The sequence below is a fragment of the Vibrio sp. 10N.286.51.C3 genome (genome assembly GCF_003050065.1).
GTDB classification, from domain to species: Bacteria; Pseudomonadota; Gammaproteobacteria; order Enterobacterales; family Vibrionaceae; genus Vibrio; species Vibrio crassostreae.
This window is the reverse complement of record NZ_PIGC01000019.1, coordinates 11,942-29,861: the sequence shown is the minus strand read 5'-3', so window position 1 is coordinate 29,861 and position 17,920 is coordinate 11,942. Positions and strand designations below refer to the sequence as shown.

Here is a 17,920-nt window from a genome sequence, read left to right as displayed (position 1 = left end):
AAACATAGAAAAAATAGTAATACAAAAACAAGGTGTTACTGCATTTTAGGATATAGAGGTTGACCAATTATATTTGGTCATTATGATGGCGAGAGAAATACAATGGAAAGAAGTGACAATATCATCATGATGCCTTTCGAGCCGAAAAGACCTTATCAGGAGATAGGGTTAGTACTAAGAAGAGAACTGATTGAAGGTCTGTATAAGGTCGGAGATAGGTTGCCACCAGAACGCGATATTGCTGAACGTTTAGACGTCAGTCGCACGGTAGTGCGTGAAGCAATCATCATGCTGGAGCTTGAAAACTTAGTTGAGGTGAAAAAAGGGTCGGGTGTTTATGTCCTGAACATTCCAACTCATTCTCGCGAGAATGTGGTCAGCGATGACGCTGGTCCATTCGAGATGCTACAGGCTCGCCAATTACTGGAAAGTAATATCGCGGAGTTTGCGGCAACTCAGGTCACTCCGGGCGACATTATTAAGATGCGCTCTGCACTCGAACTCGAGCGCGAAGAGCTTGCAAGCGGCACTACCGATTGCAGCGGAGATGAAAGATTTCACATGTGTATTGCAGAGGCCACTCAAAACTCTGTACTGGTAGATATGTTGAAACAATCCTGGGATCGACGCGAAAAGAGTCCAATGTGGAATAAACTCCACTCTCACATCAGTGGTCAAGATTACCGTGAAGAATGGTTAGATGATCACGCTCGTATCCTCGCCGCCTTACAGCGCAAAGACCCTGTCGCTGCTAAGAACGCAATGTGGCAACACCTTGAGAATGTTAAACAGCGTTTATTAGCGCTGTCAGACATTGATGACCCAAACTTTGATGGTTACTTATTTAGCTCAAACCCAGTGGTGCTACTTAGCACGGAAAGTTAGTCCTGAAAGCTAATGTTGAATTCAGCGACAAGGCTCCTCTTGAAAGCTGATTCATTCACTAGGTTGTAGATAGGTAATCGTCTTTAGACCGGCGTAGACCGGTGCTATCTCGGGCAGTAATTGTCATTGCTGCCATTAAGAAGTCGTTATTGCATTTAGCTTGATTAATTCGAGCCGGCTAAGTGCGTCTTAAAGAAAGGTAAGTCTCATGGAACAAACGTGGCGTTGGTATGGCCCTAATGATCAAGTTTCGCTAGACGATATTCGTCAAGCGGGCGCAACTGGTATTGTGAATGCACTGCACCATATTCCAAATGGTGAAGTTTGGACAAAAGAAGAAATTCTGAAACGCAAAGCCATTATCGAAGAGAAAGGTTTAACGTGGTCGGTCGTAGAAAGCGTGCCTGTGCACGAAGAGATCAAAACTCAAACTGGCAACTACCAGCAGTGGATTGATAACTATAAGCAAACTCTGTCTAACCTTGCTGAGTGTGGCATCGATACAGTTTGTTATAACTTCATGCCCGTGTTGGATTGGACGCGTACCGATTTAGAATTTGAAATGCCTGATGGTTCTCGCGCACTGCGTTTTGACCAAATCGCATTTGCAGCATTTGAGCTGCATATCTTGAAGCGCCCGGGTGCAGAATCGGACTATTCAGAATCAGAGCAAGCGCAAGCGTTGGATTACTTCAACAACATGACGCCAGAGCAAATTCAGCAACTGACTAATAACATCATCGCTGGCCTGCCAGGCGCTGAAGAAGGTTACACACTAGAAGCGTTTCAAGCACAGCTAGATCGCTATGCGGGCATCGACAAAGACAAGCTACGTGAGCACATGTCTTACTTCCTCGCTGAGCTGATGCCTATCTGTGATGCGAATGGCTTGAAGATGGCGGTTCACCCAGACGATCCACCGCGTCCAATTCTAGGCTTGCCTCGCATCGTTTCAACGATCGAAGACATTGATTGGTTGACCGAGCATGTACCGAGCAAAATGAATGGTTTGACGATGTGTACGGGGTCATACGGTGTTCGTGGCGACAATGATCTGGTTAACATGATCAAAAAGCACGGTGACCGAATTTACTTTACGCACCTGCGTTCAACTAAGCGTGAAGAGAGTAACCCAATGACATTCCACGAAGCAGCGCACTTAGATGGTGATGTGGACATGTACAACGTTGTGATGGCCATTTTGGATGAAGAAAATCGTCGTTCAGAAGTGGGCGATCACCGCTTAATTCCAATGCGTCCAGATCACGGTCATCAAATGCTGGATGACCTAAAGAAAACCACTAACCCAGGTTATTCGGCGATTGGTCGATTGAAGGGTTTGGCTGAAGTTCGTGGTTTAGAGATGGCATTGAAACGCGCTTTCTACACTAAATAACGACGGCATCTAGCTTTAAAATACCCTATAAAAACCAGAACTCATGTTCTGGTTTTTTTATCTGAACTAAGTACAACCTAAGAGTTTGGATGACTACGATCACGTCCCTAACTTGGTAAAGGCCAACGGGGTTTGTCCGGTTTGCTGTTTGAAAAAAGCGATAAACGCACTGTTGGATGAGAACTCTAACAGATGAGCCACATCACCGACTTGTCGGTTTTCTGAGAGCAGTTCAATCGCTTTAAACAAGCGCCATTGTTGTCGCCACTCTTGATAAGTCATGCCTGTTTCGGCTTTGAATAATCGAGTAATCGTCTTGGTACTTGCGCCAACCGAATTCGCTAATGTCGATAATGCAGGGGCAATAAAAGAGGCGGTTCGGACTTGTTTGCAAAAGCTTTTAAAGCGGCGATCTGTGGGTAGCGGCAAGATAAACGAGTGCTGGTTAGCGCTGTAAAACTCTTCCCAGAATAGGTTGGCGGTATTGGTGGTTTGCTCGCGGGCAATGTCCCAATCCCAGAAAGCCATCTTATTGATCAGCGCTTTCAAAAGCTCGTTCACTTCCACAATCTCAATGGCCTCTGGGCAGGTGTAAATATTGCAATCGAAATAGAGCGATCGATAAGCAACTACATTAGTCATCTGCGCGCGATGCTTGGTATAAGGCGGGATCCACACAGCTTTGGTCGGCGGTAAAATGCAAAGGGCGTTTTTTAAGGTCAAGGTGATGCAACCCTGCGGAGCATACAGCAGCTGTCCTTTAACGTGGTGATGTATGCCCGAGTCATGTTTGCCTAGCTCTGCCGCAATCCCTATTACGGGTGCAGGTAAGCTGTCTGCATCAAACTCAATGGTTTCGCTGATTAATGCCATTTGTCCCAATCTTGGTGTTTTTGGTTTTAATGTTGTTAACGAGCCAAGGTTAGTTTCCCCTAGGCTCCTCGTCAAGTTCACTGGTCTTGGAAAAATGATGAAAATAAAACCGTCTTTATGGCAAATGGTGCTATTGCTGATGTTCCCTCAAATCGCAGAAACCATCTATAGCCCGACTCTGGATTCAATATCGAAATCCTTTGATGTCAGTTACACACAAGCGGCGCAAACCCTATCGATTTACTTCTCTGCATTTGCGCTGGGTGTGGTGGTATGGGGCGTGTTAGCGGATAAATGGGGACGTCGCCCCACCATGTTATTGGGGATGGGGTTATTCGCCTGTTCTTCACTTATTGCCATGCAAACCGACAGTTTTACGTGGTTGATGATTGCAAGAGCGATGGGGGCTTTCGGACTTGCTGTTGGCTCTGTCGTCACTCAAACCATGCTTCGAGATGCCTTTAGCGGTACTGAGCTAGCTAAGGTATTTGGTTACATGGGGATGGGATTGTCGATTAGCCCAATCATCGGGTTGCTACTTGGTGGTCAATTAAGCCAAGCAGGCGGGCATCAATATGTGTTTATTGCTTTGTTTATTATGGTGTTAGCACTGTTGGCACATAGCCTATTGTCATTGCCTGAAACGCAACAGTCTAAGCAGCCATTGCAGTTAAAGTCACTCAGTATTCACATGGTCAAAGATAGCGATATATGGATGTCTGCGTTGCTTGTCGCGTCGTTCAATATTGCGCTGTTTTCTTATTATCAATTGGGTTCATTTGCCTTCATTCAACTTGGATTTAGCGTCGAGCAGTTTGGCTACAGCGGCATTGTGCTTGGGTTCGGAACCTTGTTGGGAAGCTTGGTTAATAAAGCGTTATTGAAGCGACAAGTGTCATCTATCTCTTTGATTAGCTTGGCGGTAGGGCTTCAAACGGTAGGCGCAGTGGGTGTGTACCTTTCACAACACACGATCTGGTTCTTGCTTCCGATGATGTTGGTGGTTATGGCATTCGGTATTGCGATTCCTAATGTTTTGAGTCGAGCATTGGTGCGCTACCAATCTCAAGCAGGAAGTGCAGGTGCACTGTTTGGTTTGATGTATTACACCTTGATTGGTTCTGGGCTAGCTTTAGCGGGAATGATTCAAGATTTAGGTGTGGTGTTGGTGCTTTGTGGTGCGTTATCTGTGTTGGTGACGATACGCAGCCGACTCTAGATTTAACGGTAAGCCTCTCATCTATATATAAATTCTGCATTCTATTGGGTGCGGAATTTTTCATTTTATTGATTCGTAACCGTTGGTAACGAAGTATCGGCTGAGCGTATTGGCGAACGTGTTCTGATTGAGCCTTGTTTGACTGAGGTTTATGGGCAAGATTGTGTTAGAAGTAGCAGAGCGCTAATTTAGTCAGCTTCAGGATTCAGATTGATGGAAGAGCGAGCAAGTGTTATTTGCTCGCTTTTTTGTTTCTGGCGAATACCGGAGGCTTGGCCTAGCAAACGGCTAAGTAACATATCCTATACAGCAGAAAAATTAATGATTCATTTATCACTGTATGGTTTATGAGTTGCCTGTGCGATAATCACCGCCGTTATATATCCCTATCTATGTTGTATTCATCTAGGAGCCGTATTGATGTTTAAAAGGGTATTGCAGGCACTATTCTCACCTTTTGTTGATTCAAAAAACAAACCCTCTGCAGAGCCTGTCCAACAAGAGCAACAACAAACTGTTGCTACTGATTCTGTTCCGTCTTCAATCTTTGTTCCGCGTTCGTCCGCCCAGCCATCATCATTAATTGTAGATAAGACGCTTAGCCTTCACGATGGTGAGTTTCTTGATTATCTGTTTGGCGAGTCCCGTCTGAGAACAGAGTCAGACCCGTTTAGCGATTTTGTCGCCTGCCAAATCGAGCGCTTGATTCGCTCTCCAAAAGCGTTGCTTAACGAACTGCCAGTGATGCCAGCCTCTGTGACCACGTTAATGGCCGAATTACAGAGCGACGAGTTTGATATCGATGCATTGTTAAGAGTGATTGAGCGCGAGCCGAGTATGGCTGCCGATGTGATTAAACTGGCTAACAGTGCTTTTTATAAGCGTGGTGAAAAACAGGTTACTGACCTAAAAACAGCATTCTTAAATATGGGTTCTCAAGGGCTTGTTGAAGGAGTAGTGAATAGCTACATGAAGAACTTCACGCCGGGGAACAATATTTACTGGCGTCACTTCGGTGAGAAAATTTGGAATCACAGTGTTCAAACCGCGTCTTTTTCTAAGGAGTTGATGAAAGACTCTTCATCCCAAGAAGATAAGGCGGCGGCGTACTTTGTTGGGTTGATTCGCAACTTAGGCAAGATGATTATTTTCCAAATGATGGTAGAAGCCTTCAAGCATGTAGATCCTTCTGTTCCGCCTAACTCGTTGGCATTGAAGCGCCTGATGAACAGCTACTCTATTCGCCTGACTTACACCATTGCTAAGTTCTGGGAGCTGCCAGAATCTGTGTTGACCGCAATTGGCTACCAAGAGTCGAGCCGATACGAATGCACACCACTTGGTCAAGCTGTGTTTGAAGCTAACTACCTAAGTGAGCTGAAATACTTATTGGAAGAGCAGGTGATTGAAGCAGAGCAGTTTAAGACTCGATGTAAAGAGACACTCTTATCTCCAGCGGCATTCAAAGTGGCTAACCGTATCTATAAAGAATCTGAGTTATCGCTAGTGAGCTAACCCTTAGCCTATTCGACCTACGCTGTGACTGAACATTATGATTGGTTGCAGCTTGGTTGGGCTAGGTTGTGAAATACAGTTCAGCTACGAAATTCGCTTACAAATGGCTAATCCATAGCTTGTCGAGCTCACACCAACCGAAGCCATTCACTTGCGCACCGTGTATCTTTTCAGAAACCTCTAAGTTGAACGCTTCTTGCTTGAGCTCAACCACAATCCCAGTTTCATCGAGCCAATGTCTAAGTTCTAACAGCTTATTCATTGCCAGGTCGAGGTTTGGCTCGCGTCGAATTGAGGCTATCCCTTGCTCAATCCTATTTAGCATCTTTGCGGCTAGCGATAAGTCTTCAAAAGGGAAACGAGTAAAGAAACTTAACCATGAGGAGAAGGTATCGTTTTCATCAATAATGCTGCACAGCGCGATGTCTTTGGTCGCTGTGTAGTGTCCATATTCGATATTGGTTTTTTGATCGTCAGATACTGATAATTGCTCGAAAAGCGCTTGGCATTCTGAGGTGTCTTCAACGGTGAACTCACGAGCGGTTTTCGACAACTTCGGGTTTTGAACCTTGAAGAAGGTTGAACCGAAATTCTGTAGAGCTGAATCGCTCGCTCCATTCACCGTGACCGTTTTCTCTGGCATTTTGACGCACACTTGGTTTTGCGCACATGCCTTAGTTTGCGACCAGTCAGGGTAAACCCAAAGCTCAACTCGATTGAGAATCGGTGTGCTGTGTGAATAGGCATTATTGCGGCTTAACCTCAGCATCTTGCTTGAGAAAATCTCCAACGCGAAAGCGCCTGAGCCAATTAGCTTATCGTCTGATGTGTGCTCAAATATCGAAGCCTCAGGTCTAGCCAGTAATCGAGGCAAATGCCAATCAGGCTCACTCAGAGTCATTTTGATCACATCGCCAGTGACAGCCGACACGTCAACAATATGTTGATAGCAACGACGCCAGAATTTGCTCCTAGAGAGTGAGGAGAGACAGCGCACTATGTCTTGGATTTCAAGCGATCGACCGTTATGGAATTGAGCGCCATTACGAACTTGGAAATGCCAAACGGTAGCATCTTCATTATGCTGCCAATGATAAGCTAAATCACCGCTCAGCTTTTCTTGTCGAATTGCAGTGAGGCGTTGGCAAATCTGCATCACTAAGAAACGTTCAGTACGCCTTAGCACACGCTGAGGGTGGAGTGCTTCAAGTTCTCGGTGAAAGGGAATGAATGCTACGTTCTGTGTTGAATGATTGTTGCTGCTCAGAAAGGCTTGCAGCTCAGTGCCAGCGTTTCGGCCATTGAAGCCTAAGGTGTTAAACACCTGCTCAATATTGCCTGAATCTGCTTGGCTTTGTGCGTATTGGTAACACGCCTCAATGGGTTCAACCAGACACGTGAGTTGTGCCTTCTTGCTGCGGCCTGAACTAGCTTGCCACTCAATCCAACCTTGCGCTGTCATCGCTTTGAGTAAGGTCTGAACGTGACGTTCACTCACGTGCAGCAGTGTGGCCAGTTGATTGACCTGACAATGCGATACTCCAGGCCCAAAAGCCTGAAATATCTTTTCATACAGTTCAAGCTTGCGCTTAAGGTTGCCCAATTTGCTTTTCCTAACGATGAGGTTGAGTTAAATGTGGATAGCCAGAGTCAATGAGTGCTTGTTCCATGGTATCCAGTACCTGAGCACTTACATTTGAGCTTAGGATATCAGAGTACGTTTTTCCCTCTAGCACCAGCTGTGAGAAGTGTTCGATTTGATATTCGAACCCATTGCCTTGAATTGGGTGCTCGATGGTGAAGGTTTCATTCTGATATTCGACCTCGATGTAGGCTGGGTTCCACCATTTGTCTTGAATCGTGATGGTGATATCTGGACCATTTAATCGAGCTGCGCGTGGCAGGTTGTGCACTGTCGAAGCTGATATGGTCGCGTTGATCTCGCCAGAAAACTGAAAGCAGGAATCGGTATCAACATTCGCCCCCTTATACAGACATGACATCTCTACCTGAGGTTTTGAAGGACTAACCCCCAACGTTCGACACAGATCGTAGAAGAACCAAAGCCCATAGACCCCAACATCGAGCGTTGCTCCGCCTGACAAGTCCGGATTGAAGATAAACAAATCGGGCTTATAGTCGTGATGGTTACCAAAGCTGGCTTCGATTGAATCTATCTGAATGTTGTTATCGACCAAGAATGATTGAAGCTCACGATACGCGGGAAACACCACGGTTTTCATCGCTTCTAACAGCATCACGCCATTTTGTTTCGCGAGGGCTTTCATCTCCAGCCAATCACTAAGGTTGGTAAAAGCCGGCTTCTCGACCAATACATGTTTTTTACTCTTTAGAAACAGTTCGGCGAGTGGCTGGTGGTATGAGTGAACCGTAGCGATGTACACCGCTTCAATATCCGGGTCTTGCGCCATGACTTCATAAGATCCATAAGCCTTGTTGCAACCAAACTTATTGGCGAACGTGGCTGCGCGGGAGTGATCTCTTGCGGCAACGGCATAAAGTTCACCATGCAGACAGTGCTCTGTGACTGCGGTTGCGAATCGATTGGCGATATTGCCTAGCCCTGCGATACCCCATTTAATCTTGCGTTGCGTGCCGCTCATCAGTTGCTCCAAATCGTTGTTTTGTATCAGTGTACTCAGAGACGCCACATACAAATAGAGAACAGATTTCTCAACCTGTTCTCTATTTAATTCTATTCTAGTTGAAGCTCCGTATCAGCTCTGTATGGAGCGTTTCCACTCGGCTAAGGCTTGAATGTGTTTTGGCCCAATACCACAGCAACCACCGACAATATTGGCACCCAATGCGTGCCAACGTTTTGCGTAAGCTAAGTAACCTTGGCCATCCAGCTCTCGCATCTCCTGAAACATGTCATTGGCTTCATGTTCACTGCTGATAGGTGCAAAGTTATTGGCGTAGACACCAATTTCCAAATCACTGCCTAGCTCGTCGATCACTTTCTTAGCATCGATAATGGCTTGATCCATCACTTCAGGCACTGAGCAGTTAAACATAATGCCTGTCGCGTTAGATTGGCAGGCCAGTTTGATGGCATCTGTTATGCTCTCACCAGAACGAATGTTGGCAGAGTCGCCCTTGGTATCTTCCAAACTGAATGCGTAGTAACAAGGCTTATCGGACTGTTTAAGTACCGCATGAATGGATTCGAACTCTTGCAGGCTGCAGATGGTTTCCGCTATCCAAAGGTCGATGTTGGGATCTTGTGCATCGTAAAGGGTTTGAATGATTGGCGCCGCTTCTTCGACTTTGAACAAGTCCGGTCGGTAGCTGCCGAATGGCGGTGGAATCGCGCCTGCTACTTTCACGGTGTGAGAAGTATTGTCAGCAACTGCTTTAGCCAGTTCGCCAGAAAGTGCGGCTAGTTCAAAGCCTCGTTGTTCAAAGAGCTCTTGACCCAAATGAAAAGGCACACACGCGTAGCTATTAGTGATCAGGATTTCAGCACCAGCATCGACAAAGTTTTGATGCGCTTGGCTGACAAATTCGGGTGCTTCAATCAGCGCTTGAGCACTCCAAAGTGGTTGAGAAAATGGCGCGCCAATTTCTTTGAGTTCTCGGCCCATGCCGCCATCAAGTATGGTTAGTGTTTTCATATTCAATACTATCTAAACAATTGCTGAAGTTCTTCCGTCACCATATCAGACAACTTTGCTAGACAGAAGCCATCAAAGTGGAAGTGGTTTAGCTAAATCAATACATCTCAATAGCGAAAGGAAAAAGGATGGAGAGGTAATCGGTGCTATGCTGCATTGGGTTTAAGATATATGTTTATCTCATCAACCATCCCAGAACGTTAAATACTAAGTCACCACAATCTGTTGAGGAAAAGTGCATTGAAGTTAACGAATAAACTCGTACGTTACCCGCACATTGATGTTGATCGTGCGTTTGAAAAAGAAGCTGAATTATTGCAGCAAATACAGGCTGGAGAGATTGGACAAGCCTTAATGCTATGGCAAGCAAAAACGCCAACACTCGTTTTGCCCGCAGGTAAAAAGTGGCCAGTGACGGTAGAGTCTAGAAAGCAACTTGAGGCACAAGGCTGGCAGCTCACCTCGCGAAAAACAGGTGGCGCTCCCGTTCCCCAACTGCCAGGGGTCATTAACCTATCGCACATTTACCATTGGCCTCGTGACGAAGCCTACAACATCCCCAAAGCGTATCTACACTTGTGCAATGTCTTAACCCTGTTTTTTAAAGAACTAGGTGTCGATGTGGATGTGCATGCAACTCCCGGTTCTTACTGTGATGGCGACTACAACCTCAATATCAACAAACAGAAAATAGTGGGCACTGCTCAGCGCGTTTTACTTAAACGAGGGGGCGGTCAAATAGTACTTTCACAAGCCTGTATCTTGTTAGATGTCGACTTAGAGAACATCGTTGCACCCGTAAATTTTTATAATCAAATTTGCGGCAATCCAACCGTTGTAGAGCCGCACGTTCATACTCTTTTATCTGAGCATGTGACGCCTCTGCCCAACGTAGACTCACTCTTCCAGCAGTTAAGCCAAGCCTTTATCAATCATGTGTGATGCTATGTGTCTACCAGAATTAACTGGGTGCCACGCACAATTTCTCTTTTAGCAACCGGTCAAGCGTTTCCACTAATTTACGGTTTTTAGCGGGATTCAATGCATCGGCATGGGGATCTTTGAATAACCCTGAATCATTATCAAAATATTGACCGGAAGCGCTGGCAAACTCGTCATTGAGTGCAGCGCGACAAAGGATATCGGCTCCTATCGCCAGATCATTCCCTTCCACGCCATAAGCCTCTTTGACCAATTTACTGCCCAGGAAAGAAGCAGGGTTCACCGGGATCACCGCAGGTCCATTATCTAATAGAGTGTTGGCCAATTCGATAGACCACATCGTCAGCGCGAGCTTACTTTGCGCGTAAACTGGGCCATCTAATTCGCCTGCGTTCGGACTGGTAAGCGCTTCTAAATCTACGGTTGATTGGGCTGCTGAAGATAGGTTGATGATACGACCTGTCGCATCCAAAAGAGGGAGCAGCTCCTGTGTCAGTAGATAAGGCGCAATGGTATTTACAACAAAACGTACATCAAGGTTGTCTGAGGTGGTGACTTCCGAAACCTTGTATACGCCAGCATTGTTAATCAGTATATCGAGTCGCTTGTGATTACTTTTGATTTGGGTTGCGAGCGCCTCAACTTCAGAGAGTGTCGATAGGTCGGCGATGTAGCTTTCGATGATGGCGTTCTTAGACAGGCGAGATAAAGCTGTCACAACCTTGTGGACTTTGGCTGGGTTGCGGCCATGAATGAGAACGTGGTGTCCTTGCTGAGTCAGCGCTTTTGCGGTCTCTAAACCAATGCCATCTGTGGCCCCTGTGATCAGAATTGTTTTTTGCATTTTTCTTCCTTTGAAACATTTCCCGTGTAACTTTTATAACAAAGATTCGGTGCGCAAAATTCATACTAGTTCACATGATGGGAGGAACAACGGTTAGGTAATGTGCTGTAAATGAGAATTATGACAATACTGAGTCGGGTAGGATGGCTGGATATTATACTGCGATTTCTCTAAAGCTTTTGTGAGTGGTTTGTAATGGCAAGATTTAAGCCTGCTGGAGGAAATACTCTTGCAAGAAAAAGCCTCAACTAAATTTTTTAGTTGAGGCTTGGTCGTTATTAGCCTTTTTTCAGCCTATATTGGCTTTGTTTGACGTTGTTATTTTATAGATATTTTTTTGGAGCTTAATGCGCGTGTACCGCTGAATCTTGGTATAGCTTTGCATCAACTTCTTCACCTTTGTTTGGACGCGGCACAATCTCAAATGAGGTGTCAGCTTCAGTCAGGGAAGACAACAGTTTGTTCAGAGATGATTTGTCACCTTTCACGCCTGCTTGTCCGTCTTCTAACAGTTTTCCAAGGCTTGTTTTCTTAAGTACGATATCAGACACGTCAGACTTATTGATGATCAGTGTCGTATCCGCGTCTTGTAGCTCGCTTACTTGAATGTTATTCAGGTTACCGTTAGACATCTCAACGTAGTAGAACTCTTGCACATCTGGTAGCTGAATATTCAATGTAAATGGTGTTTCTTGCGCTTTTAGAGAATCCACTTTTACGGCTAAGTAATCGAGTAGGTTTTCAATCGTCATGTTCGCTAACACGTCCGGAGATGCCGTTTTTGGTGCGCCCGGCTGAGTGCCAATGCGAAGCTCTTGAGCGCCCGTTAGGTAGATGTTTCTCCAACCTGCGCCTTCTGATTGATAACCCAATTGCTCGTAAGTATCTGCCAATAGGCCACGTGCAACTTTGTTATCTGGTTCTGCTTGAATCACCTTGTTCAATGCGGTTGCAACGAAGCGGTATTCTCCGTCTTGGAAGTCTTTCTGCGCTTTTTCAATCACAGCATCGCTGCCGCCCATGTACTCAACAAACTTTACCGATTCTGGCTCGATTGGTAATGGGTTTAGGTTCGCTGGGTTCATGTCGAAGTAACCAAGGTACATGTTGTACACAGCGCGAGCGTTGTGAGAGTAAGTACCGTGGTAACCGTTGGTGTGCCAAGTCTGCTGAATGCTGTCTGGCATTACTTCGTAAATCGCATCACCGATGTCTTGCAGAACCACACCGTTGTTGGCTAAGCGAAGCGTTTGGTTATGAGTAAAGCCGTAAGCATCACGTTGCATTTTTAAGTAGTCAGAAATCTCTTCTTCACCCCAAACTGGGGCTGAGTGAGAGGCGAATAACACCTCAGTTTCTTCGCCCCATGTCACCAACATTTCGTTGATCTTCTTCGACCACTTCAAGCCATCACGTACTTTTGCACCACGTAGGGTATATAGGTTGTGCATGCCTTGATAGGTCAGTTCGCCCGTCCATAGTGCTTTCATACTCGGGATATAAGTCACCATCTCAGAGGCTGCTTCCGTCCCAGATGCGTCCATGAATTGCATTTCTAGCCCGTCGATAACCAGAGTTTCAATTTCTTCGTTATGGTTCAGCTCATAGTCTGGCAGTACGTAGGTAATGCTACCCGTCGATAAGCCTTTTGAGAGCGCCGCATCGACAATACCGTGCTCATGGCGATTCAGTGTTGCACCATATTGATAAGCAGTACGACGAGACATTGCATTACCCGCCAATACGTTTTCGTCGACGATTTCTTTAGTAATGTTTTTCGAGCCGTACACTTTTACATCTGGGTACGCGTCTTTGATTGCACGAGCGCCACCAAAGTGATCGGCGTGCGAGTGAGAGTAAATCATTGCGACAACAGGCAGTTCGCCACCATCAGGAACATTGTTCTTGAAGAATTTTAGTGACTTAGCGGCCGCTTCTTTGGTGAGAAGAACATCGTAGGCGATCCAACCGTTGTCACTACGGATGAAAGAGATAGATGCCAAATCGGCACCACGAACTTGGTATACTTTACCCGGAACAACTTCATATAAACCTTCAGCCGCTTGGTTTAATACCGCTTGGCGCCAAAGTGAAGGGTTTACCGAATCAGGTGCTTGGTCTGCGTTATTAACACTTGGATCGATGAAGTTAAAGCTATTGCGAATGATGTCGCCAGTCTCTTGGTCAAAGCTAGCAATCAAGCCTTTGTTGTTATTCTCAAAAGCGCGAATATCAGCAAAGTTAAGAGTTTTTGCGAACTCGTTGTTTGCTTTAGTGGTCATTTCGGTTGCATTTTTGCCACCTTGGTCGCCAATTTCGCTGAAGTGTGCGTGGTCATGATTGGCTGCAACCGCAGGGAATGCGAGAGAAATAGCTAGGAACAGTGATGCATTTTTGAATGTGCGAGAAGTTTTCATAATAGCCTCTTCATTTCAGAATTTTGTTTCGTTGAGGCGATTATAGGAATAAGACATATAGCAAAAAATAAAGTAAGCTTTATTTAACACATCACGAACTGTTATGTGTTGTATGCTTAATAGTGACATATTGAAGCCGAAAGCTCCTCGTAGGCTCGATGCGACCACACCTAACATGGAGAGTGATTGTGAGTGATGTTGAAAAGTTAGACCTGAATTTGCTGAGCGTGTTTTTGGAAGTATACCGATTAAAGTCGATTACCTTAGCATCGGAATCACTGGGTATGACTCAGCCAGGAGTGAGTGGTGCATTGAAGCGACTCCAATCTCAGCTTGATACTGACCTGTTTATTCGTGAAGGTCGAGGGATCATTCCGACTAACGCTGCGGTGCAACTGGCAAGCCGAGTAGAACCCGCACTCGAGGGGATAACCAGCGCAGTCAGTACTTTAAAGCAATTCGATAACCAGCAGCATCATGTATTCAGACTTCTAGTGAATGAGATCGGTTTAACCAAGCTTCAGCCCCTTGTCGAGCAAGATGAAACGCTGGGAAATATCTCAATCGAATTCAATATGGTGCCAAGCAATGAGGAAGATCTTCTGCAGAGTTTGAGCATGCAACAAGCCGACTTGGCGATCGATATTCACTACCCACAAGTGAATGGTTATATGAACCAGCAAGTGATCGAAGATGAGCTCGTATTGATCGCCAAGAAAGGGCACCCAAGGATTGATGGTTCGGTAACGGAAGAGCAGTACTATCATGAGAAACACATCACCTTCAGAATGCGTCGCTCTCGCCTCTATACCGCAGATTACTTTACAAAAAGCCCGATACAGCAACGAAAAGTCAGTTCCGAATGTGATTCATTGATGACGATGTGTGTGTTGGTCTCTGGTTCAGACTGTGTTGGTAGCACGTCTCGTGATTTTGCTAATCAGTTTGCGGAGCGATTCCAACTGCAAGTGCTCGACCAGCCTTTCGAGGTCTTGCCCATGAAGCAGTATATGATTTGGCATAAGAGAACCGATTTAAATCCTGCTCATCAGTGGTTGAGAAACAGGATTCAACAATACATGGCCGACTAACGAGCCGCTCTTGCTGCTCGTTTCTGTTTGGCGCCCTCTATCATCTTAGACGGCGTCATTCCGGTTACTAACATAGTACCAGTGATAACAAGAATTGAACCAACCACTGTGTTGATACCAATCGCTTCATCTAAGAAAAGGTTGCCCCATAAGATGCCAAAAACAGGAATCAAGAAGGTGACAGATAGAGCCGAAGGCGCACCAAGTTCATTGATGAGGTTGAAATAAAGTAGGTACGCTAATCCAGTACATACAGCGCCCAACAAGATGACCGACATGGTAATGGTGAGATTGGGTGCTTCTCTCATCGGAATGAAGAACACAAATGGCAATACGATTAATACTGCCGCCCACATGCTGCCATGAGCATTATTGAATGCCTCAACTTTAGGTGCTTGTTTGGTATAGTTTGACGCTATTCCGTAACTAAAGGCCGCCATCACCGCAGCAAAAATAGGAAGTATAGCTTCTTGGCCAATATTCATCGCATCCCAACCGACTAACACGCCAACTCCTGTTACCCCAATCCCAAGCCCTAGTAGAACACGCGCCTCGAGTGTAGTTTTGGTCCATATTGCACCTATGATTGCCGCCCAAATTGGCGCGGTTGAGTTCAAGATAGCAAGTGTCGAGGCGTTCAGTGTCTGTGCGGCATAAGCGAAAAACAAAAAAGGAAGCGCAGTGTTAAATAAGCCAAGAATGAAAAAGTGTTTCGCATGAGAATTAAAAGAGAGCTTCCTTTTCAGGTAAAAAGAAACCAAGAGTAGAGTGACGGCAGCGCACAGCACTCGAGCTTCAATCAACACCGCTGGGCCCAATGGATTCGCGGCAATTCTCATGAAAAGGAACGAGCCTCCCCATATTGCAGCTAGCATGATCAGTTTTAAAAAGCTCACAGTGTAAATCTCGGATTGTGTAAAAACCCGACTATGGATCAAAGCTATGTATTACACAAACTTAGATGTTAATACTGTGCAGCTAATTGTTGTTATTTTGATAATTCAGCCGATCCTTAAATAGGAACATCTTTGATGAATTCTGTTCTGTTTATCCTTCCTTATTTGGCGAGTAATCTAGTGTCATACGTAAACATTAAGTGATAAAAATGAAGATCGAACATATCGCGATTTGGACCAAACAACTCGAAGTGTTGAAACGATTTTATGAAGACTATTTCGGCGCAACATCAAACTCAAAATATCACAACCCAACCAAAGGTTTCTCTTCATACTTCCTGTCTTTCGAAACTGGAAGTCGTTTAGAGATCATGGAAATGGATTCTGTGCCTGAATCGAAAGATGACATCTATGATCAGTTCACTGGCTTTGTTCATATGGCGATTTCGTTGGGGTCAGAACAAGCCGTCGATGAACTGACTCACCGCTTAGTCGAAGATGGTTATGAACGTTTAGACGGTCCAAGAAGAACGGGCGATGGATATTATGAGAGCTGTGTCCTCGATCCTGATGGTAATCGCTTGGAACTTACCGTTTAATGTAAGGACTTGATTGAATGACTTACGGATTTGAGGGGGCAGTGATGAAGTGCATGTTGGCTTTTGTTTTTAGTCTGAGTTTGGTGGGATGTGCGTCTTCGGAGCTAGCGCAGGTTGATGCACCAGAGACGACAATCGAACCATCTCAATCGATTGGCTACCTTGGCTTCAAAGATCATCAAAACTGGGCTATCAAATTCAATGATTGTACGGTTTACGATCTAACCGGAGCTCAACCGTATCAATGGTTTGATCGCACTTCTGCGTCTATCAGTTGTTATACGTTTAAGCCAACCGATGCTATCGAGCCTCTGCTGGTTTACTCTAATGCTGATTTCAACAGCAATAAACTCACTCCAATTGACCGTTTTCAAGAGTTGCAGGTATCAGAATCAGGTTGGGGCAGCTTTCCTATTGTCTATGAGACAAGCGGCACTAATTGGCTGAAAGTCAAAGAGGGTTGGATTCACCTCACTTTAGCTGATCAAACGCTTGTACAGTTCTATCCTGGCACTCAAGACCAATCTGGAAAATCTCAACATGACCAATATTTTGAGCAGCATTGATTTGAGATAAAAGAGAAGCCCCAATTTAATACAATAGGGGCTTGATGGTATGGTTGTAGCAGTGATTAGCTTCGAGTTATTTGCTCTTTTTAGCCTTGATTACAAAAGGCATGATGGCACTCAATACGATAACAGCTGCGCCAACTAAGGCGACAGAGTTCGGCAGTTCAGCAAACAACAATTAACCAAGAATCATTGAGTAGATCATTTGTGAGTACTCAACATTTGAAACCACGTTCGCTTCTCCCCATTTGTAGGCCGTCACACCAAACCATTGACCAATAGACGAGATCACACCAACCAATATCAACAGCAGGAATTCAGAACCTGTTGGCCATTTCCACTCAATAATTGCCGGAACTAGAGCGACTGCGCCAACGAATATCGCTTGATAAGCCAACACCACGACCTTGGATTCTATATTAGCCATTTTTCTCACACAGATAACCGCTATCGCCGCACCTAACGCAGCAACCAACCCCGTCCCGATATAGAACAAAGACTCACTTTCTAACGTCGGTTGCACGACCAACATCACCCCAGTAAACCCTACCAATATGGTTGCCATTCGTGCCCAGCCTACGTTTTCTTGCAGGAACAGGCGGGAAATGACTGCCACAAACAACACCTTCATAAACCCTAACGCGGTCGCGTCGGCAAAGGGAATGTTACTCACGGTTAAGAAGCTAAAGTAGAGGGCGATGAACGCCCCGGTGACGCGCCACACATGCATCGACACCATCTTAGGATTGAGCATCGCATCCATGTTATTGACCATAGAAGGCATTAACAGAGTCACAAAAACAAGCTGACGAAACAGTAGAATTTGGAAGATGTCGATGGTTTGGCTTAACTCTCGCACGATCACACCCACTAAAATAAACAGCGCGTTCGAGATAAGCGCGAGTGCAATTCCTTTGGCTGGGTCGGATAGCGAATTAAAAAATGACAGCAGTGGTTGAGGCACTGCAAAGGAACGATTTATAGACATGACATACCTCGATGTAAATTGAGTATGAAGTCTAAAGCCTACACTGGT

Annotated in this window: 15 protein-coding genes and 1 pseudogene; 8 read left to right on the top strand and 8 right to left on the bottom strand. The window is 45.4% G+C overall.

Annotated features, from left to right (window positions below; translation table 11 throughout):
• Positions 1 to 102 precede the first annotated feature (102 nt).
• Together CWO27_RS18575 and uxuA are read left to right on the top strand one after the other, a co-directional pair.
• On the top strand, positions 103 to 885 hold the full coding sequence (locus CWO27_RS18575) for an FCD domain-containing protein (protein WP_048660902.1): 783 nt from the start codon (positions 103 to 105) through the stop codon (positions 883 to 885).
• Positions 886 to 1,093: 208 nt separating this feature from the next.
• A complete protein-coding gene (gene uxuA / locus CWO27_RS18570) occupies positions 1,094 to 2,281 on the top strand; it encodes a mannonate dehydratase (protein WP_107899351.1) in 1,188 nt (395 codons plus the stop codon).
• Between the two features lie 99 nt (positions 2,282 to 2,380).
• On the opposite strand, the gene CWO27_RS18565 is transcribed toward uxuA, so the two are convergent.
• On the bottom strand, positions 2,381 to 3,154 hold the full coding sequence (locus CWO27_RS18565; RefSeq protein WP_107899350.1) for an AraC family transcriptional regulator: 774 nt from the start codon (positions 3,152 to 3,154) through the stop codon (positions 2,381 to 2,383).
• Positions 3,155 to 3,251: 97 nt separating this feature from the next.
• Here CWO27_RS18565 and CWO27_RS18560 point away from each other — a divergent pair, with 97 nt between their 5' ends.
• Complete coding sequence (locus CWO27_RS18560) at positions 3,252 to 4,373, top strand: multidrug effflux MFS transporter (RefSeq protein ID WP_107899349.1); 1,122 nt, start codon at positions 3,252 to 3,254, stop codon at positions 4,371 to 4,373.
• A 420-nt stretch (positions 4,374 to 4,793) separates the two neighbouring features.
• The gene (locus CWO27_RS18555; protein ID WP_107899348.1) at positions 4,794 to 5,888 is read left to right on the top strand and encodes an HDOD domain-containing protein; all 1,095 of its coding nucleotides are present in this window, start codon (positions 4,794 to 4,796) and stop codon (positions 5,886 to 5,888) included.
• Between the two features lie 97 nt (positions 5,889 to 5,985).
• On the opposite strand, the gene CWO27_RS18550 is transcribed toward CWO27_RS18555, so the two are convergent.
• From CWO27_RS18550 to CWO27_RS18540, 3 genes are all read right to left on the bottom strand, one after another.
• The gene (locus CWO27_RS18550; protein WP_107899347.1) at positions 5,986 to 7,491 is read right to left on the bottom strand and encodes an SgrR family transcriptional regulator; all 1,506 of its coding nucleotides are present in this window, start codon (positions 7,489 to 7,491) and stop codon (positions 5,986 to 5,988) included.
• A gap of 10 nt (positions 7,492 to 7,501) precedes the next feature.
• On the bottom strand, positions 7,502 to 8,512 hold the full coding sequence (locus CWO27_RS18545; protein ID WP_107899346.1) for a Gfo/Idh/MocA family protein: 1,011 nt from the start codon (positions 8,510 to 8,512) through the stop codon (positions 7,502 to 7,504).
• Between the two features lie 114 nt (positions 8,513 to 8,626).
• A complete protein-coding gene (locus CWO27_RS18540; RefSeq protein ID WP_107899345.1) occupies positions 8,627 to 9,526 on the bottom strand; it encodes a homocysteine S-methyltransferase family protein in 900 nt (299 codons plus the stop codon).
• Between the two features lie 240 nt (positions 9,527 to 9,766).
• On the opposite strand from CWO27_RS18540, the gene CWO27_RS18535 reads away from it, so the two are divergent.
• On the top strand, positions 9,767 to 10,468 hold the full coding sequence (locus tag CWO27_RS18535; RefSeq protein WP_107899344.1) for a lipoate--protein ligase family protein: 702 nt from the start codon (positions 9,767 to 9,769) through the stop codon (positions 10,466 to 10,468).
• A 19-nt stretch (positions 10,469 to 10,487) separates the two neighbouring features.
• Here the strand turns inward: CWO27_RS18535 and CWO27_RS18530 are convergent, their stop codons facing one another.
• Together CWO27_RS18530 and CWO27_RS18525 are read right to left on the bottom strand one after the other, a co-directional pair.
• Positions 10,488 to 11,312 carry an SDR family NAD(P)-dependent oxidoreductase gene (locus CWO27_RS18530; RefSeq protein WP_107899343.1) on the bottom strand — a complete coding sequence of 275 codons (825 nt, stop codon included), beginning with the start codon at positions 11,310 to 11,312 and terminating at the stop codon, positions 10,488 to 10,490.
• A gap of 344 nt (positions 11,313 to 11,656) precedes the next feature.
• Positions 11,657 to 13,729 carry an alkyl/aryl-sulfatase gene (locus tag CWO27_RS18525; protein WP_107899342.1) on the bottom strand — a complete coding sequence of 691 codons (2,073 nt, stop codon included), beginning with the start codon at positions 13,727 to 13,729 and terminating at the stop codon, positions 11,657 to 11,659.
• Positions 13,730 to 13,917: 188 nt separating this feature from the next.
• Here CWO27_RS18525 and CWO27_RS18520 point away from each other — a divergent pair, with 188 nt between their 5' ends.
• Positions 13,918 to 14,820 carry a LysR family transcriptional regulator gene (locus tag CWO27_RS18520; protein ID WP_048660913.1) on the top strand — a complete coding sequence of 301 codons (903 nt, stop codon included), beginning with the start codon at positions 13,918 to 13,920 and terminating at the stop codon, positions 14,818 to 14,820.
• On the opposite strand, the gene CWO27_RS18515 is transcribed toward CWO27_RS18520, so the two are convergent.
• Positions 14,817 to 15,695, bottom strand: a complete 879-nt coding sequence (locus CWO27_RS18515; protein WP_107899380.1) for a DMT family transporter — start codon at positions 15,693 to 15,695, stop codon at positions 14,817 to 14,819. The genes CWO27_RS18520 and CWO27_RS18515 overlap by 4 nt on opposite strands.
• Before the next feature lie 230 nt (positions 15,696 to 15,925).
• Between CWO27_RS18515 and CWO27_RS18510 the strand changes: the two genes are divergently transcribed.
• Complete coding sequence (locus CWO27_RS18510) at positions 15,926 to 16,315, top strand: VOC family protein (protein WP_107899341.1); 390 nt, start codon at positions 15,926 to 15,928, stop codon at positions 16,313 to 16,315.
• A 41-nt stretch (positions 16,316 to 16,356) separates the two neighbouring features.
• Entirely contained in the window at positions 16,357 to 16,881 is a 525-nt protein-coding gene (locus CWO27_RS18505) for a hypothetical protein (protein ID WP_107899379.1), read from the top strand.
• Positions 16,882 to 16,957: 76 nt separating this feature from the next.
• Here CWO27_RS18505 and CWO27_RS18500 read toward each other — a convergent pair.
• Positions 16,958 to 17,872, bottom strand: a pseudogene (locus tag CWO27_RS18500) (DMT family transporter).
• Positions 17,873 to 17,920 lie beyond the last annotated feature (48 nt).